26 protein-coding genes, 1 tRNA gene and 1 pseudogene are annotated in these 23,836 nt (G+C 69.4%); 20 read left to right on the top strand and 8 right to left on the bottom strand.

The genetic code is table 11. The features are described 5' to 3' along the window. Positions 1 to 64: 64 nt before the first annotated feature. Together P0R32_RS14565 and P0R32_RS14560 are read left to right on the top strand one after the other, a co-directional pair. Positions 65 to 1,672, top strand: coding sequence for an ATP-binding protein (locus tag P0R32_RS14565; protein WP_276237753.1), 1,608 nt, complete (start codon positions 65 to 67; stop codon positions 1,670 to 1,672). A 107-nt stretch (positions 1,673 to 1,779) separates the two neighbouring features. Further along, a complete protein-coding gene (locus tag P0R32_RS14560) occupies positions 1,780 to 3,675 on the top strand; it encodes a PINc/VapC family ATPase (RefSeq protein ID WP_276237752.1) in 1,896 nt (631 codons plus the stop codon). A gap of 194 nt (positions 3,676 to 3,869) precedes the next feature. On the opposite strand, the gene P0R32_RS14555 is transcribed toward P0R32_RS14560, so the two are convergent. Continuing rightward, entirely contained in the window at positions 3,870 to 4,148 is a 279-nt protein-coding gene (locus P0R32_RS14555; protein WP_276237751.1) for a MarR family transcriptional regulator, read from the bottom strand. A gap of 119 nt (positions 4,149 to 4,267) precedes the next feature. Here P0R32_RS14555 and P0R32_RS14550 point away from each other — a divergent pair, with 119 nt between their 5' ends. Together P0R32_RS14550 and P0R32_RS14545 are read left to right on the top strand one after the other, a co-directional pair. After that, positions 4,268 to 4,585, top strand: a complete 318-nt coding sequence (locus P0R32_RS14550) for an EMC6-like membrane protein (protein WP_276237750.1) — start codon at positions 4,268 to 4,270, stop codon at positions 4,583 to 4,585. Position 4,586: 1 nt separating this feature from the next. After that, positions 4,587 to 6,416, top strand: a complete 1,830-nt coding sequence (locus tag P0R32_RS14545) for a ribosome biogenesis/translation initiation ATPase RLI (protein ID WP_276237749.1) — start codon at positions 4,587 to 4,589, stop codon at positions 6,414 to 6,416. Positions 6,417 to 6,538: 122 nt separating this feature from the next. Here the strand turns inward: P0R32_RS14545 and P0R32_RS14540 are convergent, their stop codons facing one another. Together P0R32_RS14540 and P0R32_RS14535 are read right to left on the bottom strand one after the other, a co-directional pair. Beyond that, a complete protein-coding gene (locus P0R32_RS14540) occupies positions 6,539 to 6,991 on the bottom strand; it encodes a ferritin-like domain-containing protein (RefSeq protein ID WP_276237748.1) in 453 nt (150 codons plus the stop codon). Positions 6,992 to 7,111: 120 nt separating this feature from the next. Beyond that, complete coding sequence (locus P0R32_RS14535) at positions 7,112 to 7,633, bottom strand: archaemetzincin family Zn-dependent metalloprotease (protein WP_276237747.1); 522 nt, start codon at positions 7,631 to 7,633, stop codon at positions 7,112 to 7,114. Between the two features lie 40 nt (positions 7,634 to 7,673). On the opposite strand from P0R32_RS14535, the gene P0R32_RS14530 reads away from it, so the two are divergent. From P0R32_RS14530 to P0R32_RS14510, 5 genes are all read left to right on the top strand, one after another. Then, positions 7,674 to 8,099 carry a UPF0146 family protein gene (locus P0R32_RS14530; protein WP_276237745.1) on the top strand — a complete coding sequence of 142 codons (426 nt, stop codon included), beginning with the start codon at positions 7,674 to 7,676 and terminating at the stop codon, positions 8,097 to 8,099. Between the two features lie 92 nt (positions 8,100 to 8,191). After that, positions 8,192 to 9,058: a TIGR01548 family HAD-type hydrolase gene (locus P0R32_RS14525; RefSeq protein ID WP_276237744.1), complete on the top strand. Its 867-nt coding sequence runs from the start codon at positions 8,192 to 8,194 to the stop codon at positions 9,056 to 9,058. Between the two features lie 4 nt (positions 9,059 to 9,062). After that, a complete protein-coding gene (locus tag P0R32_RS14520; RefSeq protein ID WP_276237743.1) occupies positions 9,063 to 9,308 on the top strand; it encodes a DUF7534 family protein in 246 nt (81 codons plus the stop codon). A 71-nt stretch (positions 9,309 to 9,379) separates the two neighbouring features. Beyond that, positions 9,380 to 10,048: an NADPH-dependent F420 reductase gene (gene npdG / locus P0R32_RS14515; protein ID WP_276237742.1), complete on the top strand. Its 669-nt coding sequence runs from the start codon at positions 9,380 to 9,382 to the stop codon at positions 10,046 to 10,048. 125 nt (positions 10,049 to 10,173) lie between these two features. Further along, on the top strand, positions 10,174 to 10,746 hold the full coding sequence (locus P0R32_RS14510) for a DoxX family protein (RefSeq protein WP_276237741.1): 573 nt from the start codon (positions 10,174 to 10,176) through the stop codon (positions 10,744 to 10,746). Positions 10,747 to 10,786: 40 nt separating this feature from the next. Here the strand turns inward: P0R32_RS14510 and P0R32_RS14505 are convergent, their stop codons facing one another. The 3 genes from P0R32_RS14505 to P0R32_RS14495 form a co-directional block, all read right to left on the bottom strand. After that, positions 10,787 to 10,963, bottom strand: coding sequence for a DUF7987 family protein (locus P0R32_RS14505; protein WP_276237740.1), 177 nt, complete (start codon positions 10,961 to 10,963; stop codon positions 10,787 to 10,789). Between the two features lie 63 nt (positions 10,964 to 11,026). Beyond that, a complete protein-coding gene (locus P0R32_RS14500) occupies positions 11,027 to 12,037 on the bottom strand; it encodes an NADP-dependent oxidoreductase (protein WP_276237739.1) in 1,011 nt (336 codons plus the stop codon). Between the two features lie 90 nt (positions 12,038 to 12,127). Then, positions 12,128 to 13,798: an NADH-quinone oxidoreductase subunit D gene (locus P0R32_RS14495; protein WP_276237738.1), complete on the bottom strand. Its 1,671-nt coding sequence runs from the start codon at positions 13,796 to 13,798 to the stop codon at positions 12,128 to 12,130. A gap of 209 nt (positions 13,799 to 14,007) precedes the next feature. Between P0R32_RS14495 and P0R32_RS14490 the strand changes: the two genes are divergently transcribed. The 5 genes from P0R32_RS14490 to P0R32_RS14470 all read left to right on the top strand — a co-directional run bounded on the left by P0R32_RS14490 (position 14,008) and on the right by P0R32_RS14470 (position 17,722). Beyond that, complete coding sequence (locus tag P0R32_RS14490) at positions 14,008 to 14,700, top strand: helix-turn-helix domain-containing protein (protein WP_276237737.1); 693 nt, start codon at positions 14,008 to 14,010, stop codon at positions 14,698 to 14,700. Between the two features lie 47 nt (positions 14,701 to 14,747). Beyond that, positions 14,748 to 15,563: an SAMP-activating enzyme E1 gene (gene ubaA / locus P0R32_RS14485; protein WP_276237736.1), complete on the top strand. Its 816-nt coding sequence runs from the start codon at positions 14,748 to 14,750 to the stop codon at positions 15,561 to 15,563. Positions 15,564 to 15,668: 105 nt separating this feature from the next. Next, positions 15,669 to 16,109: a PaaI family thioesterase gene (locus P0R32_RS14480; RefSeq protein WP_276237735.1), complete on the top strand. Its 441-nt coding sequence runs from the start codon at positions 15,669 to 15,671 to the stop codon at positions 16,107 to 16,109. A gap of 84 nt (positions 16,110 to 16,193) precedes the next feature. After that, entirely contained in the window at positions 16,194 to 17,330 is a 1,137-nt protein-coding gene (gene citZ / locus P0R32_RS14475) for a citrate synthase (protein ID WP_276237734.1), read from the top strand. 122 nt (positions 17,331 to 17,452) lie between these two features. Further along, entirely contained in the window at positions 17,453 to 17,722 is a 270-nt protein-coding gene (locus P0R32_RS14470) for a hypothetical protein (RefSeq protein ID WP_276237733.1), read from the top strand. Between the two features lie 78 nt (positions 17,723 to 17,800). Here P0R32_RS14470 and P0R32_RS14465 read toward each other — a convergent pair. Continuing rightward, a pseudogene (locus tag P0R32_RS14465) lies at positions 17,801 to 19,182 on the bottom strand (MATE family efflux transporter). A gap of 108 nt (positions 19,183 to 19,290) precedes the next feature. Between P0R32_RS14465 and P0R32_RS14460 the strand changes: the two are divergent. The 5 genes from P0R32_RS14460 to P0R32_RS14440 all read left to right on the top strand — a co-directional run bounded on the left by P0R32_RS14460 (position 19,291) and on the right by P0R32_RS14440 (position 22,070). Further along, complete coding sequence (locus tag P0R32_RS14460; protein ID WP_276237732.1) at positions 19,291 to 19,812, top strand: gamma-glutamylcyclotransferase family protein; 522 nt, start codon at positions 19,291 to 19,293, stop codon at positions 19,810 to 19,812. 270 nt (positions 19,813 to 20,082) lie between these two features. Next, positions 20,083 to 21,294 carry a threonine ammonia-lyase gene (ilvA, locus tag P0R32_RS14455; protein ID WP_276237731.1) on the top strand — a complete coding sequence of 404 codons (1,212 nt, stop codon included), beginning with the start codon at positions 20,083 to 20,085 and terminating at the stop codon, positions 21,292 to 21,294. 78 nt (positions 21,295 to 21,372) lie between these two features. After that, positions 21,373 to 21,753 carry a Rid family detoxifying hydrolase gene (locus P0R32_RS14450; protein ID WP_276237730.1) on the top strand — a complete coding sequence of 127 codons (381 nt, stop codon included), beginning with the start codon at positions 21,373 to 21,375 and terminating at the stop codon, positions 21,751 to 21,753. Between the two features lie 3 nt (positions 21,754 to 21,756). Further along, positions 21,757 to 21,960 carry a DUF7981 family protein gene (locus P0R32_RS14445; protein ID WP_276237729.1) on the top strand — a complete coding sequence of 68 codons (204 nt, stop codon included), beginning with the start codon at positions 21,757 to 21,759 and terminating at the stop codon, positions 21,958 to 21,960. Positions 21,961 to 21,989: 29 nt separating this feature from the next. Beyond that, positions 21,990 to 22,070: transfer RNA gene (locus P0R32_RS14440), tRNA-Ser, on the top strand. Between the two features lie 291 nt (positions 22,071 to 22,361). Here the strand turns inward: P0R32_RS14440 and P0R32_RS14435 are convergent. Next, a complete protein-coding gene (locus P0R32_RS14435; RefSeq protein WP_276237728.1) occupies positions 22,362 to 23,018 on the bottom strand; it encodes a riboflavin synthase in 657 nt (218 codons plus the stop codon). A gap of 95 nt (positions 23,019 to 23,113) precedes the next feature. On the opposite strand from P0R32_RS14435, the gene P0R32_RS14430 reads away from it, so the two are divergent. Next, a complete protein-coding gene (locus P0R32_RS14430) occupies positions 23,114 to 23,788 on the top strand; it encodes a DUF502 domain-containing protein (protein WP_276237727.1) in 675 nt (224 codons plus the stop codon). Positions 23,789 to 23,836 lie beyond the last annotated feature (48 nt).

Here is a 23,836-nt window from a genome sequence, read left to right as displayed (position 1 = left end):
ATTCCACCGTCGTGATTCCCGGGCGTACACATTGGTTATCGTGACCGTGACCCATATTGCCACGATGAGCGACGGGTCGACGGTAGGACCACCCGGAGCCGACCTCCGAGAGTCGGTGCTGTACGCCCTCGCGGACGCCGAGACGTTCGAGGAGGCGCTCGAACGGACGCTCGCGGCCATCTGCCGCGCCGGGGAGTGGGAGTACGGGGAGGCGTGGCTCCCCGCCTCGGCCGACGAGTCGACCACGGACCCATCGGGCGACCGCCTCGTGCTCGCGGCTACGTGGGCCCAGGAGGGGTACGAGGCGTTCGCGGCGGCGACCGCGGCGGTGTCGTTCCGACGCGGGGAGGGACTCGTCGGGCGCGTCTGGGCCGGCAGCGACGCGGAGTGGCTCACGGATCTGTCCGCCGACGACGCCGGCTTCGTCCGGGTGGACGCGGCCCGGGAGTCGGGGCTGTTGTCGGGCGTCGCCATCCCACTGCCAGAGTCGACCGACGCGGTCGGCCCCGACCCGGTCGCCGTCCTCGGCTTCTTCACCGCGACACCGCGGGATGCCGACCCGGCGTTCGCCTCCGCCGCCGCAGAGATGGTCGCCGAGACCGGCCGCCTGTTCGCCCGCAAGCGGGCCGTCGACGCGGTCGCCGAGGAGCGCCGCCTGCTCGAAGCCGTGCTCGATGTGACGCCTGCCCCCGTCGTGGTGTACGACGCGACCGGAACCGTGGAGTCGGTCAACGAGGCCGCGACCGCGGCGATTGGACTCGACGCGGCGGGGATGCGCGAGCGCGGCCGATTCGACGACCGGTGGGAGATAGAGACCGCCGACGGCGACCCGCTCACCGACGCGGACCGACCCATCTCGCTGGCGCTCCAGACCGGTGAACCGGCGGAGCGACGACTCCGAGCCACGATGCCGTCGGGCGAGCGCCGGACGTTCGACCTGCGCGCCTCGCCGGTCGTCGGCGACGACGGCACCGTCGAGCACGTCGTCGCGGCGTTCAGTGACGTGACGGAGTCGCTCGCGTACGAGCGGGACCTGGAGGCGCGCAACGCCGCACTCGGCGAGTTCGCGTCCGTCGTCAGCCACGACCTCCGGAACCCGCTGGCGGTCGTCGAGGGGTACATCGACTTGGCCGAAGAGACGGGCGACGTGTCGCACCTCGACGCCGCGCGGACGGCGCTCGGCCGGATGGACGACCTGACCCAGGGACTGCTGGCGCTGGCACGCAGCGGACAGGTTATCGGCGACCGCCGACAGGTCGCGTTGAGCGACGCCGTGGCCGAGTCGTGGGCGAGCGTCGAGACGGCGGCGGCGACGCTGGTCGTCGCGGAGGACCTCCCAGCAGTGGAGGCGGACCCGGTTCGGCTCGGACAACTGATCGAGAACCTCCTCGCGAACGCCGTCGTCCACGCGGGGGAGACGGCGACCGTGCGCGTCGAGGCGCTCCCCGACGGCGGCGGGTTCGCCGTCGCCGACGACGGCCCCGGGATCGCGGTCGAGCGACGCGAGGCCGTGTTCGCGCCCGGTAACAGTTCGGGCGGCGACGGCGCCGGTCTCGGGTTGACGCTCGTCCGGACGGTCGCGGAGGCGCACGGCTGGCACGTCAGCGTCGGGGAGAGCGTCGCCGGCGGCGTGCGCTTCGAGATCTGGACCGACGCCGCGCCGCCGGAGTGAGCGCCCTCGCCCCCGACACCGCCCTCGCCTCCCACACCACTCGACGACGGCGCCCCCGTGCGGTCGGATGCAAGCAGCCTTAAACGGCTCCCGGTCGCATCACGGGTATGAACGTCGTGCCGGACACGAGCGCGGTCATCGACGGCCGCGTGTCGGAACGCGTCGCAGACGGCGACTACCAGGGGGCCACCGTGTACGTCCCCGAGGCGGTCGTCGGCGAGTTGGAGGCGCAGGCCAACGCCGGCCGCGACACCGGCTGGGACGGGATCGCGGAACTCCAGCGGATCGCGGAACTGGCCGACGAGGGCGCGATCACCGCGGAGTTCGTCGGTCGTCGCCCCACTGTCGCCGAACAGGAGGGCGCCGGCGAGGGCGACATCGACGCCCTGATCCGCGAACTCGCCGTCGACCACGACGCCGTCCTCCTCACGTCGGACTTCGTGCAGGCGGAGGCCGGGAAGGCGACCGGGCTGGAGGTGGCGTACGTCGAGCCAGTCCCCCGCGGGGTCACCGAGGACGACGGCCTCGACATCGAGCGGTTCTTCACCGACGACACGATGTCCGTCCACCTCAAGACGGGCACCCACCCGAAGGCGAAGCGGGGCGACATCACCGACCTCCGCTACGTCCGTATCGACGAGGTCGACGGGCCCTCCGACGAGGAGCAGATGGCCGCGTGGGCCGACGAGATCGAGGCGACCGCCCGCGCGTCGAACCAGGGGTTCATCGAGCTGTCCGAGCCCGGGATGACGATCGTCCAGTACCGCAACTACCGGATCGCGGTCGCGCGCCCACCGTTCGCGGACGCCATCGAGATCACGGCGGTGCGCCCGGTCGCGAAGACGACGCTCGACGACTACGAGTTCGCCGACGAGTTGCGCGACCGCTTCACCGAGCGCCAGCGCGGCGTCCTCATCGCGGGGGCGCCCGGCGCCGGGAAGTCGACGTTCGCACAGGCGGTCGCGGAGTTCCTCAACGACAACGACTACGCGGTGAAGACGATGGAGAAGCCGCGCGACCTGCAGGTGAGCGACGAGATCACCCAGTACACCGCCCTCGGCGGCGACATGGCGAACACGGCGGACTCGCTGCTGCTCGTGCGTCCCGACTACACCATCTACGACGAGGTGCGCAAGACCCACGACTTCGAGGTGTTCGCGGACATGCGCCTCGCGGGCGTCGGGATGGTCGGCGTCACCCACGCGACCCGCGCTATCGACGCGCTCCAGCGACTCGTCGGGCGCGTCGAACTCGGGATGATCCCGCAGGTCGTCGACACCGTCGTGTTCATCGAAGCCGGTGGCGTCGACACGGTGTACGACGTGACGACGCAGGTGAAGGTGCCAGAGGGGCTGACCGCGGAGGACCTCTCGCGGCCCGTCATCCAGGTCGTCGACTTCGAGACCGGGACGCCGGAGTTCGAGATCTACACGTTCAACAACCAGGTCGTCACGGTGCCGCTCGACGGCGCTGATGGCGGCAGCGGCGACACCGGCATCGGCCGCATCGCCAAACAGGAGATCGAACGGGAGATCCGTTCGGTCGCCCGCGGCCACGTCGACGTGGAACTGCAGGGCCAGAACGACGCCGTCGTGTACGTCGAAGAGGACGACATCAGCTACGTGATCGGCAAGGGCGGCGGTCGCATCACCGACATCGAGAACCGCCTCGGTATCGACATCGACGTGCGCACCCACGCCGACCGCCCCGGCGGCGCGGGCGGCTCGGGCGGCGCCGGTGCCCCCGCCGGTGGCCGTGGCGCCGCGTCGACGCCGAAGCCGCAGGGTGAGGTCGTCCAACCAGAGATCACGAGCCGCCACGTCGTGATCCGGATGGACGAACACGTCGGCGAGACGGTCGAGGTGCGCGCGAACGACGAGTACCTGTTCACCGCGACCGTCGGTCGCGGCGGCGACATCCAGGTGTCTCGCGGGAGCGCCATCGCCGAGGAGTTGGAGGACGCCATCGACCGCAAGCAGACGATCACCGTCGTCGCGGCGTAGGCGTCGCTGGCGGTGGTGTGTGGGGCTGACACCGAGCCCGGTCGCCGTCGCCACACGCGCCGTCGGACTCGGATTTCGCGGGCCGGCGCGCGTCTGTCCCTACTGCACGGCGACTGTGCCCTCGGCTTCCGGTATCAACGTTCGGCGGCGCCGCTGGGTGCCTGGAGAGAGAAAATCGCGGTCGCGCTACCAGTTCACTCGGCGCAGCAGGCTTCCTGGCCGCCGTCGGCTTCGGCCTTCTGCGGAGCGGTGAGTTGGTAGAGGTTCTGTCGAGCGTCGGCGAAGTACACGTCCTCGTCGACCATCCCGATGTTCTCGAGTCGTTCGAGCGCGTAGCGCACCGTCCGTGCGGAGAGCATCGACTCCTCGACGATGCCCTTCTGGGTCAGCGGCCCGTTGTACTCCAGCACCTTGAACACGAGTTTGGCGCTCGGGGGGAGGTCGTCGAGGGATTCGTCGTCGGTTCCGGCCATCGTTACGATTCGAAACATCCCACCCTGATAAAGATTCACGGAACACTGTTCGGTGTCGGGCGCCGGTACCGTCTCCGCCAAGCGAACCCCTTTTGTCGCCGGCTGGCGGAGCAACGGCTATGGCTACGGAAACAGCTTCGGGGCTCTCCGACCACCTCCGCGGGGTGACCGTCACCACCGTGGCGTGTCTCTCGGGGATCGCCGCGGCGCTCGTCTCCGCGTACCTCCCGTTCCTCGGGACGACGCCCGACGCGGCGATGGACCGGCTCGCCCTGCTGGTGGTCGCAGCGTTCGTCTTCGTGCAGATCCCGCTGTTGAAGCTCCTCGGGGTCGAGATCGAGGAGTTCGGGATCAAGGACAACCTCTACGTGGCGTTCATGACCTTCACGCTGTGGTTCATCTGCTACGGCGTCATCCTCTCGGCGAACCTCGCGTAAGATGGCGGACGACAGCATCGCGGTCGTCGACCTCGATCGGTGTTCGCCCGACCGGTGTAACTACGAGTGTGCGAACTTCTGCCCGCCGAATCGCACCGGGAAGGACTGCATCGTCGAGCGCGGCGACCACTACGAAGAGGACGAACCGTACGACGGCGGCCCGGACCAGGTGTGGATCTCCGAGGAGATCTGCCTCGGCGAGACGTGCGGTATCTGCGTCGAGAAGTGCCCGTTCGACGCCATCGAGATCATCAACCTCCCCTCGGAGTTGGAGAACGCGCCCGTCCACCGCTACGGCGACAACGCGTTCGCGCTGTACGGCCTGCCGGTGCCGGAACCCGGCAACGTGACGGGCATCCTCGGTCCCAACGGGATCGGGAAGTCGACGGCGGTGAAGATGCTCTCGGGGGAGTTGACGCCGAACCTCGGCGCCCACGCCGACGAAGCGAACTGGGACGCCGTGCTGGAGCGTTTCAAGGGGACGGAACTCCAGAACTACGTCGAGCGCGTCATCGACGGCGAGGTCGAGGTTGCGCGCAAGCCGCAGTACGTCGACCAGATCCCCAAGCAGTTCGACGGCAACACCCGCGAGCTGCTGGAGCGCACCGACGAGCGCGGTGTGCTCGACGAACTCGTCGAGCGCCTCTCCATCGCTCCGGTGATGGACCAGGACATCGACTCCATCTCCGGCGGGGAACTCCAGCGTGTCGCGCTGGCGGCGACGCTCGCGCGCGACGCGGACTTCTACTTCCTCGACGAGATCACACCCTATCTGGACATCGGTCAGCGGATGACCGCCGCGCGCCTCATCCGCGAACTCGCCGAGGACGAGGAGCGCTCGATGATGGTCGTCGAGCACGACCTCGCCATCCTCGACCTGCTGGCGGACACGCTCCACGTCACCTACGGTGAGCCGGGGGCGTACGGTGTCGTCACCGACCCCAAGTCCACCCGCAACGGCATCAACGAGTACCTGAAGGGGTACCTCAACAACGAGAACATGCGGATCCGCCCCAACTCGATCACCTTCGACGAGCACGCGCCGCGGGAGGCGACGCGCTCGCAGGTGCTGTTCGAGTACCCCGACCTCACGAAGTCGTACGGCGACGGGGAGTTCTCCCTCCAGGTCGAGGGCGGCGCCGTCCACGAGTCGGAGGTGCTCGGCATCGTCGGTCCCAACGGGATCGGGAAGTCGACGATGGCGAAGCTGTTCGCCGGCCAGTTGGAGCCCGACGAGGGCGAACTGGACGTGAAGCTGGACATCGCGTACAAGCCGCAGTACATCGAAATCGACCAGCCGATGCGCGTCGACGCGTTCCTCTCGTCGATCACCGACGACTTCGGCTCCTCCTACTGGGACACCGAAGTCGCGCGACCGCTCCAGCTCAACCGGATCATGGAGCAGAACCTCACCGACCTCTCCGGCGGTGAGCGCCAGCGCGTCGCCATCGCGGCGTGTCTCTCGAAGGACGCCGACCTCTACCTGCTCGACGAGCCGTCGGCCCACCTCGACGTGGAACAGCGCGTGCAGGCGACGACCGCCATCCGCCGCTACGCCGAGAACCACGACGCGACGGTGATGGTCATCGACCACGACATCTACATGATCGACCTGCTGGCCGACCGCCTGATGGTGTTCGACGGCGAGCCCGCCGTCGAGGGCCGCGCGACCCAGCCCCAGCAGATGCGCGCCGGGATGAACGACTTCCTCGGCGATCTGGACATCACGTTCCGCCGCGACGAGCGGACGGGGCGCCCGCGCATCAACAAGCCCGGCTCGCAGTTGGACCGGCAACAGAAGAGCGACGGCGAGTACTACTACACCGGGTAGCTCGCCCGACCACGCTCGTCTCGCGTCACTTCACCACACCGCACCGCACGACACCGCAGTTCTCCTGCGTACTCGGTGCGCCCGAGTTCGGTTCGACCAGCGTCGCCGACGTCGAACGGGAGTTAGTCGCGCTTGTACTCCTTGCGGTACCCCTTGAACTCTGTGCGGTGGGCCTCCTCGTCGGCGAGGATCGTCACCGCCAGATCCTCCGTCACGGGGTCGTCGGCCTCCTCGGCTGCGTTGATGACCGCGCGGTACGTCGAGATGGCGTCCTCCTCGGCGTCGATGACCCCCTCGATCACCGACAGCACGTCCGTCGAGTCCTCCGGCGGCTGCAGCGAGTGCTGGCTCGCGGTGAACTCTTCGGAGCCCGGCGGTCGCGCGTCGAGCTGTTTCAGGCGGTTCCCGAGCTGCTCGGCGTGGGTCAACTCCTCTTGGATGTCGGTCTGGAGGCTCTCTTTGATCTCTTCGGCGCGGACGCCGTCGAGGACGATGGCGTTCGTCTGGTAGTTCATCACGGTCTCCATCTCGTCGGCGTACGCCTTGCGGAGCAGGTCGATGACTTCCTCGGACATGACGACTCGATGTTGTCTTCCCGGAGTCATATACCTGTTCGCCGGACTGGCGGGACTGGAATGGGTGTGACGAGCGCGCCGAACGAGAACGGGGGAGACGAGAGAAGTGAAGGGTCGCAGCTACAGGTGTTCGCGGGAGCAGGTGCCGCAGAGGTGCTCCTCCTTCACGTCCACCTCGCGGACGGTCGGGGAGAACGACATGACGCACTTGCTGTTGTCGCAGTGTTCGAGGCCGAGGGTGTGTCCGATCTCGTGGACGATTTCCTTGCGGACACGGTCGGCGAACACCTCGGTGGAGGGCTTGGTGGAGACGCCGCCGTCGGAGGACGTCTGGAGGCGGTACGTCGAGACGACCGAGCCGTTGCCGTTGAGGTACGCGAGGCCGAACACGTAGTTGCGCCGCCGGTAGTACAGGTCCTGCGGGGTGATACCGATGTTCTTCTCGCCGCTGCCGACCCGGGAGACCAACTCGATGAACTGCTCGGCCCGGTATTGGTTACGGCTGCGGTCGTACGCGCCCTCGGGGATCGACTGCTCGTCGTGGACCGTCACGTCGCAGTCGTACACCGACCGAAGCCCGGCAGACGCCTCCCGCTTCACCTGCGCGGAGACGTCCCCGATGGGCACGATGTCGACAAGCATGGACGTGTTTATGACGGGTGCAACCATAAGTTGACCGCCCGTGTCTGACGCCCGCCGCGACGCCATCACTCGAAAACTCGTCGGATTCGGACGGCTGTGTGAGGTCGGGATCGGCGGTCGCCACGAGGTCGCCGGACGCCTCGCGGACGACGGTGCGACGGTGACCGCGACGGACGTGGTCGCCCGCGACGTTCCCGCGGCGGTCCAGTTCGTCCGCGACGACGTGGTCGCGGCGGCGGCCCGCGACGACCCCGGCGACGCGTACCGCGTCGACTGCGTGTACGCGTTGAACTCCCCGCCGGAACTCCACCGTCCGCTCGTCGCCGTCGCGCGGCGCGTCGACGCCGCCTGTTGTTTCACGACGCTCGGCGGTGACCCACCCGCCGTCGACGCGACCCCGCTCGCGCTCGACGGCGGCGACACGCTGTACGTCGCCCGCGACCCCCGCGGCGTGCTCGACGAGTGAGGCCGATGCGACCCCGGCGAGCGCGACTCTCGCCGTGACTGTCCCCACTCGGAGTCGCAACGCCCATACGCCGTCCGCGCCCCTCCTCTCCCATGCGAGTCGATACGGTCGTGCTGGACGTGGACGGCGTGCTCGTCGACGTGGCGGACTCCTACCGCCGCGCCGTCGTCGAGTGCGTCGAGCGCCGCCACGGCGCCACGCTCGAGCGCGACGACCTCCAGGCGTTCAAAGACGCCGGGGGGTTCAACAACGACTGGGAGTTGTCGGACGCGGTCGCGCTGTACGTCCTCGCCCGCGAGCGTGGCCTCGACGCCGACGTGGCGACGTTCACCGACGCCATCGCCGCCAACGGGACCGGCCTCGACGGCGCTCGCGCCACCGTCCGCGACGCACTCGGCGACGAGACGGCCGACGAGGTCGAAGCCGTGTGGGACCCCGACGCACTGCGCGAGACGTTCCAGGCGCTGTACCTCGGGAGCGACCTGTTCCGCGACATCGAGGGCGGCGACCCGCCGTTCGAGGCGCCGGGCTTCATCCACGACGAACCGGTGATCCTGACGGAGGCGACGGTCGACGCGCTGACCGACCGCTACCCGGTGTGCGTCCTCACGGGCCGCCCGTCGGCGGAGGCCGACATCGCGCTCGACCGGGTCGGCCTCGACGTGGCCGACGACCGCCGGTTCACGATGGACGACTGGGACCACGGGAAGCCCCACCCGGACGCGCTCGTGACGCTGGCCGAGCGCACCTACGCCGACACGGTCGCGTTCGTCGGCGACACGCTCGACGACGTGCGCACCGCGGTCAACGCCGACGCCGCGGACGAGGAGACGGCGTACTACGGCGTCGGCGTGCTCACCGGCGGCCTCACCGGGGACGAGGGCCGCGCGAAGTACGCCGACGCCGGCGCGAGCGCGGTCGTCGACAGCGTGAACGACCTGCCGGACCTGCTGGAGTGAGCAGATGAGTGACGCGGGAGTGGGCGACGGCGCCGGCAACGACCGCCGGACGAAAGTCGCCCGCGTGGTGCAGTTCCTCACCTTCGTCGCGATGTTGGACCTGTTGGCGCTCGCGTTGGCGACCCAGTTCGTCCCCCCGGACCGCCTGACGCTGCTGATCACGGTCGGCCCGATGCTGCTGACCTCACCGGTGCTGGCGTACTGGTTCGTGTACGTGCGTGGGACGGCGGGGGAGACCGAATCGGTCTGACACCGGGTCCGACGACGGCATAGTCGGCCGGTCACGCAACGCTTACCGCCGGCCCGCCCGGACTCGCCTCCATGCGAATCGCGCTACTCGGCGGCACCGGTGACATCGGCGAAGGACTCGCCGTGCGCTGGGGCCGCGACACGGACCACGAACTGCTCGTCGGATCGCGCGACCCGGAGAAGGCACGGGCGGCCGCCGACGACTACACCGAGACGGTCGCCGCCGCCGGCGGCGACGCGACGATCAAGGGGTTCGACAACGCGATGGCCTCGGACCGCGCCGACGTGGTCGTGCTCGCAGTCCCACCGTACCACGTCGCCGACACAGTCGCGGCGGTCGCGGACACGCTCGACGACGACGATGTGGTCGTCACACCCGCCGCCGGGATGAAGCGCGACGAGGAAGGCTTCCACTACAACCCGCCGGGGGCTGGGAGCGTGACGGCGCTCGTGCGCGACGCGGTGCCCGAGGCGGTGCCCGTCGTCGGCGCGTTCCACAACCTCGCGGCGGGGCGTCTCGCCGACCTCGACCAGGATCTGGGCATCGACACGCTCGTCGTCGCGGACGACGACGCCGCCGCGGCGACCGTCTCGCGACTGGCCGAAGAGATTGCGGGACTGCGTGCGCTGTCGGCGGGGGGCCTCGCGAACGCCGCGGAGGTGGAGTCGCTGACGCCGCTGTTGATCAACGTCGCGACCAACAACGACGACCTCCACGACCTGGGCGTTCGGTTCGACTGAGCGGCGACTCGCCGCCGCGACGGTCGGCGTTCGTCCACCGGAGGATGAATTCGACGGTGGTTCTTCGGGCGTGAGTTTCGGCCAATAGGTTCAAATACAATATTTGTGTTCTCCTTGTCATCGACATGGCCACACGAAACACACTCAACGCGGAACTGTTTGGACGAGACGTGGAGTTCGGCTACTCCGAGACGTGGGTCGGCTACTCGCTGTTCATCCTCCGGATCGTGATGGGGTGGACGCTGTTCCAGGGCGGCGTGACGAAACTCGTGACGTACCTCGACAGCGACCCCTCCAACGACTGGACCGCGGCGGGCTTCCTCGCGAACGCCATCCCGCCGGGCAACCCGTTCACAGACGTGTTCGCGGCGATGGCGGGCAGCCCGCTCATCGACATGCTCAACATGTGGGGACTGACGCTCACCGGCCTCGCGCTGATCCTCGGGGCGTTCGTCCGCTGGAGCGCCTTCTGGGGCGCCGTGATGATGCTGTTCTACTGGGCGGCGTCGCTGACGGGCGGCCTGCTGGCGGGCCTGCCGGTGGCCCACGGCTGGGTCGTCGACGACCACCTCGTGTACGCCGCGCTGCTGTTCGGCCTCGGCGCGTTCGGCGCGGGCCGGATCCTCGGCCTCGACGCGTACCTCGAGAACATGGAGTTCGTCAAGAACAACCCCTGGCTGTCGTACGTGCTCGGCTAGAGGCCACAACCGCGTCCCGTTTCGCACAGTCGTTTCTGACTCACTTGCCGGACCGATCCAGATAGCCGTTGATCGCCAGCGGTAGGAGGACGCCGACGCCGATGAGGACCGCCCCGCCGACCCACACCGGCGGGGTGGCGAACTCTGTGATCGCGAACAGCAGGACGACCGCGACCACGATGCAGACGAGGATGACGCTGTTCTCGCGGGAGACCATCGCCCGCAACTGTCACCCAAGAGGAGAAAATCTCTGCGGGAGCGACGCGCGAGCCGTACGCGACTACTCGCTCGGCTCGGCGACCTGCACGACCTGCTTCCCGATGTTGTCACCCTCGAACAGCCCGAGGAACGCCTCCGGCGCGTGCTCCAGCCCCTCGGTGACCGTCTCGCGGTACTGGAGGTCGCCGCTGGCGACGAGACCCCCGAGGTGCTGGGTCGCTTCGGCGAACCGCGGCGCGAAGTCGCCCACGAGCAGTCCCTGCACGGTGGCGCGCGTCTGGATGAGCGTCCCGAGCTTCCGGGGCCCCATCGGCAGTTCCTCGTCGTTGTACAGCGCGATCTGGCCGCAGACGGCGACGCGGGCGTCGACGTTCAGCCGGCCCCAGACGGCGTCCGTGACGGGGCCGCCGACGTTGTCGAAGTACACGTCGACGCCGTCGGCGACCTCGTCGAGACGGGCACCCACGTCCGCTTCCTTGTAGTTGATCGCCGCGGTGAAGCCCAGATCCTCGGTGAGCCAGTCGCACTTCTCGTCGGAGCCGGCGATGCCGACGACGTTGGCACCCTGCAACTCGCCGAGTTGCCCGACGACGGAGCCGACGGCGCCCGCGGCGCCGGAGACGACCATCCAGTCGTCGGCGCGGGGTTCGGCGACCTCGCGGGTGCCGAAGTACGCCGTGCGACCGGGCATCCCGAGCACGCCGAGTGCGGTGGAGACGGGGAGTCCACCGGTGTCGACGGACGTGAGGTCGCTCCCGTCGGCGGTCGCGTACTCGGCCCACGGGAGTTCCGCGACGACGGTCTGGCCGGGCTCGACCCCGGCACCGTTGGATTCGACGACCTCGGCGACGACGCCGCCCATGAGCGGGTCGCCGACCTCCCACGGCTCGGCGTACGACTCGCCGGCGCGCATTCGGTCGCGCATGTACGGGTCGACCGAGAGGTACAGCGTCCGGACGAGCGCCTCGCCCGGGCCCGGTTCGGGACGGTCGACGTCGCGGAGGTCGAACGTCTCCTCGTCGGGGACGCCCTCGGGTCGCTGTGCCAGGTGGAAGCGGCGGTTGTCGGACATCGGCGGAACCTGGGTCGCCCGCCGCATGACCCTTCGGGAACGGGAGACGACGCGCCGGCGGTTTCCACCGCCGTTCGGTTCCCGACCCGCCTACCGGTCGACCTCGCCCATGATCGTATCGAGACTCCCGAGCGTGGCGATGAGGTCGGGCACGTACTCGCCCTCGGCCATCTCCGGGAGCGCCTGCAGGTTCGAGAACGACGGGCCGCGGATCTTGAACCGCGCCGGCGTGTCGGTGCCGTCCGCGCGGACGTAGATGCCGAGTTCGCCCTTCGCAGCCTCGACGGCGGTGTACACCTCAGTGTCGTCGTCGGGTTTGATCGTCCGCGGGACGTTCGACTGCACCGTACGGTCGTCCGCGGGCCACTCCTCCAACAGGCCGATGCACTGCTCGATGATCCGGGCGGACTGCTCCATCTCCCGGAGGCGGACCTGTAGTCGTGCGAAGTTGTCGCCCTCCGACTCGGTGACGACGCTCCAGTCGAGGTCGTCGTAGTAGCCGTACGGGTCGTCGCGGCGCAGGTCGTAGTCGACACCGGAGCCGCGGGCGACCGGCCCAGTGCACCCGTAGTCTTTCGCGACCTCAGGTGGCAGCACGCCGGTGTCGACCGTCCGCAGTTGGATGATTTCGTTGCCCGTGAGCAGGTCGTGGAACTCCGCGAGCCGACGCGGGAAGTCGTCGAGGAAGTCGCGAGTCTTCTCGAAGAACTCCTCGCGGGGCTCCGGGAGGTCCCACGCGACGCCGCCGAGGCGGAAGTAGTTGAACATCAGCCGCTGGCCCGTGAGGTCCTCCAAGAGGTTCTGGACCGTCTCGCGCTCGGTGATGGCGTACATGAACGTCGCGGTGAAGTCGCCGGCGACGTCGAGCGCGTACGCGCCGACCGCCAGCAGGTGCGAGAGGATTCGCGACAGCTCCGCACTCATCGTCCGGAGGACTTGCGCGTACTCGGGCACGTCGATGTCGGCCAGCGTCTCGGCGACGCGGGCGTACGCCCACTCGTTCAGGATGCCGCCGCCACCCCAGTCCCAGCGGTCGGGATACGGCATGATCTGGTGACGGTAGGTGCCGCTCTGGCACATCTGCTCCTCGCAGCGGTGGATGTAGCCGATGTCGGGGTCGACGTCCGCCACCTGCTCGCCGTCCAGCGTCGCCTCCAGATGCATCACACCGTGCGTCGCCGGGTGGTGGGGGCCAATGTTGAGCATCATCGTGTCCGTGCCCTGCTCGTCACGGGTGTCCGGTTCCAACGGATTGGCGTTCTCACGAAGCGTGACCACCTGCGGACGGTCCTGCTCGTAGTCGAGCGAGAGCGGGTGGCCCTGCCACGTCTCGGGCAAGAGGATGCGGCGCAGGTCCGGGTGGTCGTCGTACTCGATGCCGACCAGGTCGTACGCCTCGCGCTCGTGCCAATTGGCGGTGCTGAACACGGGTGCGCCCGATTCGCTGACCGGGTCGTCCGTGTCGGCGGGGACGACGACGCTCACCTCGTCGGTGGGGTCGTCGTACGTCTTCAGGTGGTAGATGGACTCGTAGCGCCCCTCGTACTCCTGTGCCGTGACGCACGAGAGGTGATCGTAGCCCGCCTCGGTCTTCAGCGTGGAGAGCACGTCCTGCACGGCGTCGGGGCGGACGACGAAGCCTGGCGCGTTCAGGTGCTCCTCGCGGCCAACGGCCCGGTCGCCGAGCAGGCTCGCGAGGTCGGTCGCGTGGTCTGGCTGGTCCTCGGTGTCGTGTCGTTCCGTCGGCGGCTGTGTACTCATGGTGGGGAAACCGACCGGCCACGTCGTCGGAGCGGCTGCCGGGGGGCGCGTCGCGGCGGCGAGCCACGAACGAGCGTCAGCGGGGAGCGAGCGTCGCGACCGTGGACGGCACGACCGGTCGGGCGTGTTCGACGGTGCGGCCAGGTGCTCCGAGGTAGTTTCGCCGCACATCTGGGACGCTTTTTGTTAGGGGGTGAACACGTGCACGTGTGAAGACGCTCGCCCTCCGCCTCGACCCCGACGAGGAGACGACACACCCGATGCACAGGTTCATCGCCGAGCACCCGGCGTTCGGGCCGACGCGGCTGCTCCAGTGGAACCCGCGCGTCGGCGAGACGAACGTGCTGTTGTTCCACGTCGATGGGCCACCCGAGCCGTTCCTGCCGGCGCTCGACGGCGTGGACACTGCGGAGGTGGTCGACTGCGACGCGGACGGCGACGCCGAGGGCGGCTTCTACCTCTACGTCCGCGAGCGCCTGACCGACCGCGACCGCGGACTGGTGGCGGCGTTCGCGGGCGAGAACGTCGTCGTCGTCCCGCCGGTCGTGTACGACACCGACGGGTCGATGCGGTTCTCGCTCGTCGGCACGGCGGACGCGATCCAACGGTCTCTCGACGGCGTCCCCGACGGCGTCGGCGTCTCGGTCCGCCGGATCCGCAGTGGCGCGGGCGGCGCCGTCCGACCGGACACGAGGCTCACCGACCGCCAACGGGAGGTGCTCGCCGCCGCCGTCGACCTCGGCTACTACGAGGAGCCGCGCGAGGCGACGGTCGCGGACGTGGCCGACAGAGTCGGGTGCGCACCTAGCACCGCCGCCGAGCACGTCCGCCGCGCGGAGGCGGCGCTGGTCCACGAAGCACTCGACGGCGCCGGCGAGGCCGCCCCAGGCGGGGACCGGTAGCGAGCGGCGGCAGGGCGCTTATGTCGGCTCGGGAGAGACGGTCGGGTATGACCGGACTCTCGCTCGACGCGACCCAACTCGACCGCTACTCCCGGCACATCATCCTGGAGGAGGTCGGCCCCGCGGGCCAGCAGGCGCTGTTGGAGGGGTCTGCGCTCGTCGTCGGCGCGGGCGGACTCGGGTCGCCCGCGATCCAGTACCTCGCGGCCGCGGGCGTCGGTCGCCTCGGCGTCGCCGACGACGACGCGGTGGAGCGCTCGAACCTCCAGCGGCAGATCATCCACGCCGACGCCGACGTGGGCAAGCCGAAGGCGGTGTCCGCCGCCGAGTACGTCGAGCGACTCAACCCCGACGTGGACGTGGACGTCCACGAGACGCGCGTCGAACCCCACAACGCCGAGGACCTGATCGCCGACTACGACGTGGTCGTCGACGCGTCGGACAACTTCGGGACCCGATACCTCGTCAACGACGTGGCCCGCCTGACGGACACGCCGGTCGCCCACGGCTCCATCTACAAGTTCGAGGGACAGGCGACGACGCTCGTCCCCGACGGGCCGTGCTACCGGTGTCTGTTCCCCGAGGCGCCCGAACCCGGTGAGATCCCCGACTGCGCGACGACGGGCGTGCTCGGCGTCCTCCCCGGGACGGTCGGCTGTATCCAGGCGACCGAGGCCGTGAAGCTCCTGCTCGACGCCGGCGAGGTACTGGAGGGCCGCCTCATGTTCTACGACGCGATGGACATGACGTTCGAGACGGTGCCGTACCGCCAGAACCCGGGCTGCCCGGTGTGCGGCGACGATCCGATCGAGTCCATCGAGGGCATCGACTACACCGCCGGGTGCGGCATCTCCGCCGACTGATCCGCGAACGGCCTCGGGCGCCGCCGGCTTCGGTCCGCTTTTGTCGACGCGTCGTGTCGCTCAGCGTATGCACGCGTTCGTTCGAGTCGCCGGCGAGGGGCAGCGATGACCGTCGCCGACCTGCTCAACGGGATGCCGTTCGCCGACCACATGGGCATGGAGGTGACGGAGGCCGCAGACGGCTACGCCGTCGCCGAACTCCCGATGACCGAGGAGCTGTCGTCGGTACCGGGACGGGCAATCGCCCACGGCGGCGTCACCTACGCGTTGGCCGACACCGCCGCGGGCGCGGCAGTCATCTCCTTGCACCACAAGCCGACGCCGACCGTCGACATGCGGATGGACTACCTCGCGCCCGCGACGACGGACCTCCGGGCGGAGGCAGAAGTCGTCCGCGACGGTGCCAGCGTCGCGAGCGCCGAGGTGCGCATCGAGGACGTCGACGGGACTCACGTCGCCGACGCGCGCGGGACGTTCAAGACCGGCGGGGGCGCCGACGGCGGCGCCTGGGGCGTCACGCCGGGCGACGACTCGTTGGTCGAGTAGCCCGCCGAACCACCACGGTTTCGACGGTCCCGTGGTTCTTCCCGAAAGATAACGCTTTTCGGCGGTCCCTCGGAACCTCGGGGTATGTCCGACGAACTCAAGCGAGGACTGGAGGGCGTCCTCGTCGCCGAGTCCGACCTCAGTTTCATCGACGGTGACGAGGGCAAACTCGTCTATCGTGGGTACGCCATCGAGGACCTCGCCGAACACGCCTCCTACGAGGAGACGCTGTACCTGCTGTGGAACGGCGAACTCCCCACCGAGGCGGAACTGGCCGACTTCGAGGAGGCGATGGCCGCCGAGCGTGCCCTCGACGACGACACGCTGGAGACGATGCGCCGCCTCGCCGAGGCCGACGAGGAGCCGATGGCCGCGATGCGCACGGCGGCGTCGCTGCTGTCGGCGGCCGACCCCGACACGGACGCCGACCCGACCGACCAGGAGGCGAACGTCCGGAAGGCCCGCCGCATCACGGCGAAACTCCCGACCGCGCTGGCGGCGTTCGCGCGCGTCCGCGACGGCGAGGAGCCGGTCGCGCCGCGCGAGGATCTGGACCACGCGGCGAACTTCCTGTACATGCTCAACGGCGAGGTGCCCGACGAGGTCACCGCCGACGTGTTCGACCAGGCGCTCGTGCTCCACGCCGACCACGGCCTCAACGCCTCAACGTTCTCGGCGACGGTCACCGCCTCCACGCTTGCGGACATCCACTCGGCGGTCACCTCCGCGGTGGGCACCCTCTCGGGGAGCCTCCACGGCGGCGCCAACGCCAACGTGATGCGGATGCTCCAGGAGGTCGACGAGGCCGACTCCGACCCCGTCGACTGGGTGAAGGAGGCGCTCGCCGAGGGCCGCCGCGTCGCCGGCTTCGGCCACCGCGTGTACAACGTGAAGGACCCGCGCGCGAAGATCCTCGGCGCACGCTCGGAGGCGCTCGGCGAGGCGTCGGGCGACATGAAGTGGTACGAGATGAGCGTCGCCATCGAGGAGTTCATGGCCGAGGAGAAGGGCCTCGCGCCGAACGTCGACTTCTACTCGGCGTCGACGTACTACCAGATGGGCATCCCGATCGACATCTACACGCCCATCTTCGCCATCTCGCGGGTCGGCGGCTGGACCGCGCACGTGATGGAGCAGTACGAGGACAACCGCCTCATCCGCCCGCGCGCCCGCTACGTCGGCGAGAAAGACGCCGAGTGGGTGCCGATCGAGGAGCGATAGGCGTCGGGTAGCGATCGGCTACGTTCGTACACATACGTACACCTTTTCGGCTGTGTACCCCACAGATACGTGCTGACATACTACCGAGCAACGGTTATCTCCTCCGAGCGTGTATCAGAGGTATGGACCTGAAGATCAAGACCCCCCGAAGCGACGACTACAGCGAGTACGCGGAGAAAGTCCGCTCGGGCACCTCCGAGGCGCGGTCGCGAGCCGGCGAGCGCGGTGAACTGGTCCGCCACGAGGTCGGCGAGCGGATGTTCGACATCATGATGGAGTACTTCCCGCAGGAGTACCAGGAGCGACGCCGCGAGGAACTGGTCCGCGCGTTCGGCGCCGGGATCGCGGTCGGCTTCCTCGGTCGCGAGATCCTGCGCTACACCCGTCGCTGACGTCGACGCCGCTCACCGTTCCCGACTCAACCCGTCACCACCGATTTTCGACGACGCCGCCATCGACCAGCGGCGCCGTCAGGCTCCCTCCACTTCGCCCTCGCCGCTCCCTCGTTCGGCCATCATCGCCGCCGCGCGCGAGGCCCACCCCGTGTAGCGGAAGCCCGCGACGACGACCAACGTCATCCAGACGTACTGGAGGCCGACGCCGAGGTACGCGCCGAGGGGGCCGTACCCCAACACGACCCCGACGAGGTACGTCGTCCCGAGCAGGACGCCGAACGTCCCGGTGATCCGGGCGACGAGCGGGATGCGCGTCTCGCTGGCACCCTGGAGCGCCCCCGACAGTACCGTGTAGCCGACGAGGAACGCGGCGGTCGCGCCGTACACGCGCGCGAACGCGACCGCGTGGGGCACCGTCGCGGGGTCGTCGGTGAACACTGAGACGAACGCCGGCGCGGCGACGACGAGCGCGACGCCGAGGACCCCCACGGTCGCGAGGCCGAGTCCCGTCACCGCCCAGCCGTTGTACCGCGCCCCGTCGGGGTCGGCGTCGCCGAGCGACTGGCCGACGACGACGCTGGCGGCGACGTTGTAGCCGCGCGACAGCGGCCCCGTCACCTGCTGGTACATCCGGCGCCCGATCTGGAAGCCGGCGTTGACGGGCGTGCCGAAGCCGAGCAGGAGCGCGTTGAACGGGAACTCCGCGACCGTCGCCGAGAACCCCTCCAAGACGCGCGGGGTCGAGACGCGCACGAGTTGGCGGGCGATCACGGTGTCGCGCGGGCGGACGAGACTCGCGTCCGACCACGAGGTCGCCATCGCGAGCAGGAGCAGGCCGGCGGTCAACACGTTCGCCGCGGCGGTGGCGACCCCGACGCCGACGATCTCCAGGCGTGGGGCGCCAAACAAGCCGAGGCCGAGCACGAGCGACCCCGAGATGTTGAGCGTGTTCGCCAGCACGTTCACGTACATCGGGGTGCGGGTGTCGCCGGTCCCCTGGAGCGACCGGGCGGCGATGAGCGCGACGTGGCGCGCGGGCGCCGTCGCGAACACGAGGGCGAGGTACTCGCCGCCGAGGCGCGCCGTCCGGTCGTCGGCGCCGAGCACCGCGATGATCGGTTCGCCGAGGAACAGGCCGACCAGAACGAAGGGACGCCCGCGAGCGCGCCCATGACCACTGCTTGCGTCACCGCCTCGTCGCGGTTGGCGTCGGCGCCGGCGCCGGTGTCCTGACTGGAGAGGGCGATGGCACCGCCCCCCAGACCGAGGCCGATGCGCAGCGGGAACCTGGCGTACAGGTCTGCGAGCCCGATGGCGACGACGGCGGCGGGGGAGAACTGCGCGGTGACGACGATGTCGGTCGTCCGCATCGCCGTGCGGAACGTCTGCTCGGCCATCACCGGCCACGCGAGCGCGAGGACGCGTCGCCACACGCCGAGCAGACGCTCGCGGCTCATACGCCGCTTGCGGCGGGGTCGGGTTTGGTGGTTCCGGAAGCGGAACGGCTCGTGGTCGCCGGCGGCCGTCGCCCGAACAACCAAGCCGCTCGGGCGGGTGTGGCGGGCATGGACGTCTTCGTCTACGGCACGCTCACCGAACCCGAGCGGGTGCGCGAACTGCTCGACTCGTTCGCCTTCGTCGGCGCCGCGACGCTCGTCGGCCTTCGGGTCGTCGAGGGTCGCTACCCCACGCTCGCGCTCCCCGCAGCCGACGGCGGAGCCGACGCGACCGCTGTCGGGGACGCTGGCGACACCGCCGACTCCACCGACTCCGGCGACTCCACCGACCGCGTCCCGACGCACCGGACGGCAGAGGTCGACGCGGCGGTCGGCGGTCGACTCCTGCGCACCGACGAGGTCGACGCGCTCGACGCGTACGAGGGCGTCGCCGACGACCTCTACACACGCGTCGCGGTCCCGCTGCTCGCTCCGGACGGCACGCAACGCGGCGAGGCCGCGGTGTACGTCGGCGACCCTGACCGACTCGGCGCGGCCGCCACCTGGCCGGGGACGGCCCCGTTCCCCGAGCGCGTACGGGCCGCGCTCGCCGAGCGTCGTGTTACGGTACGAGAACGACCGGAACGTTGATACGCCAGACGGTGAGCAGACAGGTGTCTGACGAGCGTCTCAGGGCGCCGTAGTCTTGCGATTTCACTTACACTCCGCGTGACTTACTTTTATATACTCGGGGGACCTGAATCCTGTTGCACGTCACACGCGTGCATTCCCCCTCTTTCCCCACGTTCACACCCGCGAGCGACCGGTTCGCGACGAATCGGCTCGCGTCCGCGGGTCCGCCGACGGTCGCGGCGCAGTCGTGACCACAACCGATACACCAGCGACCGGCTAAGCCGGGGTATGCTCAGCTACGACGACGTGCTCGCCGCCCGCGAGCACGTCGAGACGGTCGCGGTTCGGACACCGCTGAACCACTCGTTCAGCTTCTCGGAGATGACTGGTGCGGACGTGCACCTGAAACTGGAGAACACTCAGCGGACGGGGGCGTTCAAGATCCGCGGGGCGATGAACCGGATCGCGGCGCTCACCGACGAGGAGCGCGAGCGCGGCGTCGTCACCGCCAGCGCCGGCAACCACGCGCAGGGCGTCGCGCTCGCAGCCACGCGGGCGGGTGTCGACTCGACCATCGTGATGCCGAAGTACGCGCCCGTCTCGAAGGTGGAGGCGACCCGACGCTACGGCGGCGACGTCGTGCTCCACGGCATCGACTACGACGAGGCGCAGGCGCACGCCCACGAGATCGAACGCGAGGAGGACATGGTGTACCTCCACGCGTTCGAGGACGACCTCGTGATGGCCGGGCAGGGGACGATCGGCTTAGAGATCGCCGAGCAGTGCCCCGAGGTCGACACGGTGGTCGTCCCCATCGGCGGCGGCGGCCTCATCTCCGGCGTCGCGACGGCGCTGAAGGGCGCGCTCGACGACGTGCGCGTCGTCGGCGTGCAGGCCGCCGGCGCCGACTCCGCCGCCCGATCGATGCGAGAGGGCCACCGCGTCGAGTTGGCCGGCGTCGACACGGTCGCCGACGGCATCGCGGTGCGGGAGGTCGGCGAGCACACGTTCCCGTACATCCGCGAGCGCGTCGACGAGGTCGTCACCGTCGACGACGAGGAGATCGCGGAGGCGCTCACCCTCCTGCTCGAACGCTCGAAGACCGTCGTCGAGGGCGCGGGCGCGGTCGCGCTCGCGGCGGTGCTGGAGGAGAAGTTCGACTACGCTGAGGGCGAGACGATCGTCCCGGCGCTGTGCGGCGGGAACATCGACATGAACACGCTGATCACGGTGATCCTCCGTGGCCTCGTCCGCATGGGTCGGTACCTGAAGGTCTCGCTGGAGCTGAAAGACCGTCCCGGCGAACTGGAGCGCGTCGCGGGCATCATCGCCCGCGAGGACGCGAACGTGTACGCCTTGAGCCACGACCGCACCTCCCGCGACATCGCAGTCGACGCGGCGGATCTGGAGATCGAGTTGGAGACGCACGGCGACGAACACGCCGCGCGCGTCGTCGCCGCCTTAGAGGAGGCGGGGTACGAGGTCGAGGTGCTCGCGTAGGCGGCGGGGCCAGAGTCGTCCGCGTCGACACGGCGCACGAACGGCCGATTTATGAGACGGCGCGCCGCAGTCGCGGGTATGAAACGGATCGTCTCCACGGACGAGGCTCCGGCGGCGGTCGGCGCGTACAGTCAGGCGACGACGAACGGCGACCTGCTGTTCACCGCGGGCCAGATCCCCCTGACCCCCGACGGCGACCTGAAAGACGACGCCCCCATCGCCGAGCAGACGGAACTCGCGCTCGACAACCTCCTCGCCATCGTCGAGGAGGCGGGCGCCGAGGCCGCGGACGTGCTCAAGACGACGGTGTTCCTCGCGGACATCGACGACTTCGAGGAGATGAACGAGACGTACGCCACCTACTTCGACGAGGAGCCACCGGCGCGCTCGGCGGTGCAGGCGGGCGCGCTCCCGAAGGGCGTCGGCGTCGAAATCGAGGCGGTCGTCGCGCTGGAGTAGGTCGTGACCCGTCGGAAGTCGGCGCTGCTGTGGGGGGCGATCGGTCTGTTCGTCGTCCTCGTCGGCGGCCAAGGCCTCGTGCTACTCGGCTCGGGGCTGCCGTTCGGCTTCGCCGGCCTGTTCGGCGTCGCCGCCGCGGTGGGCCTCGTGGTGGCCGCCGCGGCCTATCGATTCGAGCATCGACTCGCGCGGAAAGGACAGGCTTAAACTCGACAGGGAGGTACGTGACGATGCGAGCCAGGATGGCCGAGTGGTAAGGCGCACGCCTGGAAAGCGTGTTCCCCTTGGGATCCAGGGTTCAAATCCCTGTCCTGGCGTCGTTTTTACGCGCGAGCAACCCACACGAGCACCGCGTAGCGTGTGCGAGCGACCCAGCGAGCGCGGACGACCTGCGCGACAGGGAGTTGAACACGGAAGTCGCAGCGCCGAGCGGAGCGAGGCGACCGTCTTCAGGAGTTTAAATCCCTGTCCTGGCGTTTTCTGCCGGACCCACATCGCGAGCGACGCGAGCGGACGGCCTGTCTCGCCGTGGGTCGACCCCGCGTCTGGCGTGATGACGCGACGACGTGCGGAGCGAGCGCGGACGAAGCGAGTCCGGTGTCGCCTGCTCAGTCGTCCGCCGGCCTCGGGGCGTCCGCCAACAGCGACTCCGCGTACCCCTCCAGCATGTTCTCGACGTACTTCGCGACCACGTCCACCTCGACGTGGACCGAGTCGCCCGGCTCCTTCTCCGAGAGGTTCGTCAGGTCGTAGGTAGTCGGGATGATGGCGACGTCGAACTCGTCGTCACGTTTCTCCGCGACCGTGAGCGAGATGCCGTCGAGCGCGACCGACCCCTTGTCCACGATGTACTGTCCGAATCCCTCCGGGATGGCGAAGGTGAACCGCCAGTCCTCGCCGACCTGCTCGACGGCGCGAACCTCGGCGGTGGTGTCGACGTGCCCTTGGACGACGTGGCCGTCGAAGCGGCCGTCGGCGGCGAGCGCGCGCTCGATGTTGACGGTGTCGCCCTCGTGCACCTCGTCGAGGTACGTCTTCGCGACCGTCTCGGCGGCGAGGAACACGGAGAACCACGAGCGGTCGGCGTCCGAGGCGTCGTCGACGGCGCCGAACTCTTCGACGGTGAGGCAGACGCCGCTGACGGCGATAGACTGGCCGTGGTGGAGGTCGTCGAGGCCGTCTGCGGCGACGCGCAGGCGCAGGCCCTCGGGCGTCTCCTCGCGCCCCACGACCTCGCCGGCGGTCTCCACGATTCCGGTGAACATGCTCCCACGTCGGGTTCCACAAGTGGAAAGCGTTCCGAAGGCGTGACGATCGATCCGGTGGGTGGACTTATGTCCGGGCGCTCGCGTCCGACGGTATGGATGCCTTCACGCGGCTGCGGTCCAGTTTCGTCGCGGGGCTGTTTCTCGTGCTCCCGCTGGCGGTCACGCTGTTCGTGCTCGACTTCGCGGTGAACCGCCTCACCGTCACGCTCGCGCCCGTCGTCAGCGGCACCGGGCTCGCCGAACTCGTCGGCAACGAGGCGCTGGCGACGGTGCTGGCGGTTGTGATCATCGCCTTCGGCGTCACGCTGCTCGGCTTCGTCGCCTCCAACGAGGCGGGCCGTCGGCTGTTCGGCGGCTTCGAACGCGGCGTTCGACTGCTCCCGATCGTTCGGGCGGTGTACTTCGGCGTCCGGCAGGTGAGCGAGTCGCTGGCGGCGCCCGGGGACGGCTTCGACCGCGTCGTGATCGCGGAGTTCCCCCGCGACGGCACCTGGGCCATCGGGTTCGTCACCAACCCCGCGCCGCGGGGCGTTCGACGGGTGGCCGGCGATGAGTTGATGACCGTCTTCTTCCCCCACAGCCCGAACCCGACGGCGGGGAAGTTGGCGATGATGCACCCCGACGACTACGACGAGATCGACATGAGCGTCGCCCGCGGCATCCGTCTGCTCGTCACGACCGGCCTGTCCGTCGACGACCCCGAGAAGCTCCCGTCGGTCGTCGCGCCGAGCGGTGACGTCGTCGTCACCGACGGAGACGGGGAGTAACTCGGGGAACGAAGGCGACAGCCTTTCGACGCGACACACGGTACCGGC

Origin of the sequence: Halobaculum marinum (assembly GCF_029338555.1) — an archaeon.
Taxonomy (GTDB): Archaea; Halobacteriota; Halobacteria; order Halobacteriales; family Haloferacaceae; genus Halobaculum; species Halobaculum marinum.
Note: the sequence above shows the minus strand (reverse complement) of the source record. Positions and strands in the feature narration are given on the sequence as shown.

Excerpts from the sequence above, each read along its gene's own strand:
- P0R32_RS14565 (WP_276237753.1), top strand. The coding sequence starts at position 65 with ATGAGCGACGGGTCGACGGTAGGACCACCCGGAGCCGACCTCCGAGAG.
- P0R32_RS14560 (WP_276237752.1), top strand. The coding sequence starts at position 1,780 with ATGAACGTCGTGCCGGACACGAGCGCGGTCATCGACGGCCGCGTGTCG.
- P0R32_RS14555 (WP_276237751.1), bottom strand. The coding sequence starts at position 4,148 with ATGGCCGGAACCGACGACGAATCCCTCGACGACCTCCCCCCGAGCGCC.
- P0R32_RS14550 (WP_276237750.1), top strand. The coding sequence starts at position 4,268 with ATGGCTACGGAAACAGCTTCGGGGCTCTCCGACCACCTCCGCGGGGTG.
- P0R32_RS14545 (WP_276237749.1), top strand. The coding sequence starts at position 4,587 with ATGGCGGACGACAGCATCGCGGTCGTCGACCTCGATCGGTGTTCGCCC.
- P0R32_RS14540 (WP_276237748.1), bottom strand. The coding sequence starts at position 6,991 with ATGTCCGAGGAAGTCATCGACCTGCTCCGCAAGGCGTACGCCGACGAG.
- P0R32_RS14535 (WP_276237747.1), bottom strand. The coding sequence starts at position 7,633 with ATGCTTGTCGACATCGTGCCCATCGGGGACGTCTCCGCGCAGGTGAAG.
- P0R32_RS14525 (WP_276237744.1), top strand. The coding sequence starts at position 8,192 with ATGCGAGTCGATACGGTCGTGCTGGACGTGGACGGCGTGCTCGTCGAC.
- P0R32_RS14520 (WP_276237743.1), top strand. The coding sequence starts at position 9,063 with ATGAGTGACGCGGGAGTGGGCGACGGCGCCGGCAACGACCGCCGGACG.
- npdG (WP_276237742.1), top strand. The coding sequence starts at position 9,380 with ATGCGAATCGCGCTACTCGGCGGCACCGGTGACATCGGCGAAGGACTC.
- P0R32_RS14510 (WP_276237741.1), top strand. The coding sequence starts at position 10,174 with ATGGCCACACGAAACACACTCAACGCGGAACTGTTTGGACGAGACGTG.
- P0R32_RS14505 (WP_276237740.1), bottom strand. The coding sequence starts at position 10,963 with ATGGTCTCCCGCGAGAACAGCGTCATCCTCGTCTGCATCGTGGTCGCG.
- P0R32_RS14500 (WP_276237739.1), bottom strand. The coding sequence starts at position 12,037 with ATGTCCGACAACCGCCGCTTCCACCTGGCACAGCGACCCGAGGGCGTC.
- P0R32_RS14495 (WP_276237738.1), bottom strand. The coding sequence starts at position 13,798 with ATGAGTACACAGCCGCCGACGGAACGACACGACACCGAGGACCAGCCA.
- ubaA (WP_276237736.1), top strand. The coding sequence starts at position 14,748 with ATGACCGGACTCTCGCTCGACGCGACCCAACTCGACCGCTACTCCCGG.
- P0R32_RS14480 (WP_276237735.1), top strand. The coding sequence starts at position 15,669 with ATGACCGTCGCCGACCTGCTCAACGGGATGCCGTTCGCCGACCACATG.
- citZ (WP_276237734.1), top strand. The coding sequence starts at position 16,194 with ATGTCCGACGAACTCAAGCGAGGACTGGAGGGCGTCCTCGTCGCCGAG.
- P0R32_RS14470 (WP_276237733.1), top strand. The coding sequence starts at position 17,453 with ATGGACCTGAAGATCAAGACCCCCCGAAGCGACGACTACAGCGAGTAC.
- P0R32_RS14460 (WP_276237732.1), top strand. The coding sequence starts at position 19,291 with ATGGACGTCTTCGTCTACGGCACGCTCACCGAACCCGAGCGGGTGCGC.
- ilvA (WP_276237731.1), top strand. The coding sequence starts at position 20,083 with ATGCTCAGCTACGACGACGTGCTCGCCGCCCGCGAGCACGTCGAGACG.
- P0R32_RS14450 (WP_276237730.1), top strand. The coding sequence starts at position 21,373 with ATGAAACGGATCGTCTCCACGGACGAGGCTCCGGCGGCGGTCGGCGCG.
- P0R32_RS14435 (WP_276237728.1), bottom strand. The coding sequence starts at position 23,018 with ATGTTCACCGGAATCGTGGAGACCGCCGGCGAGGTCGTGGGGCGCGAG.
- P0R32_RS14430 (WP_276237727.1), top strand. The coding sequence starts at position 23,114 with ATGGATGCCTTCACGCGGCTGCGGTCCAGTTTCGTCGCGGGGCTGTTT.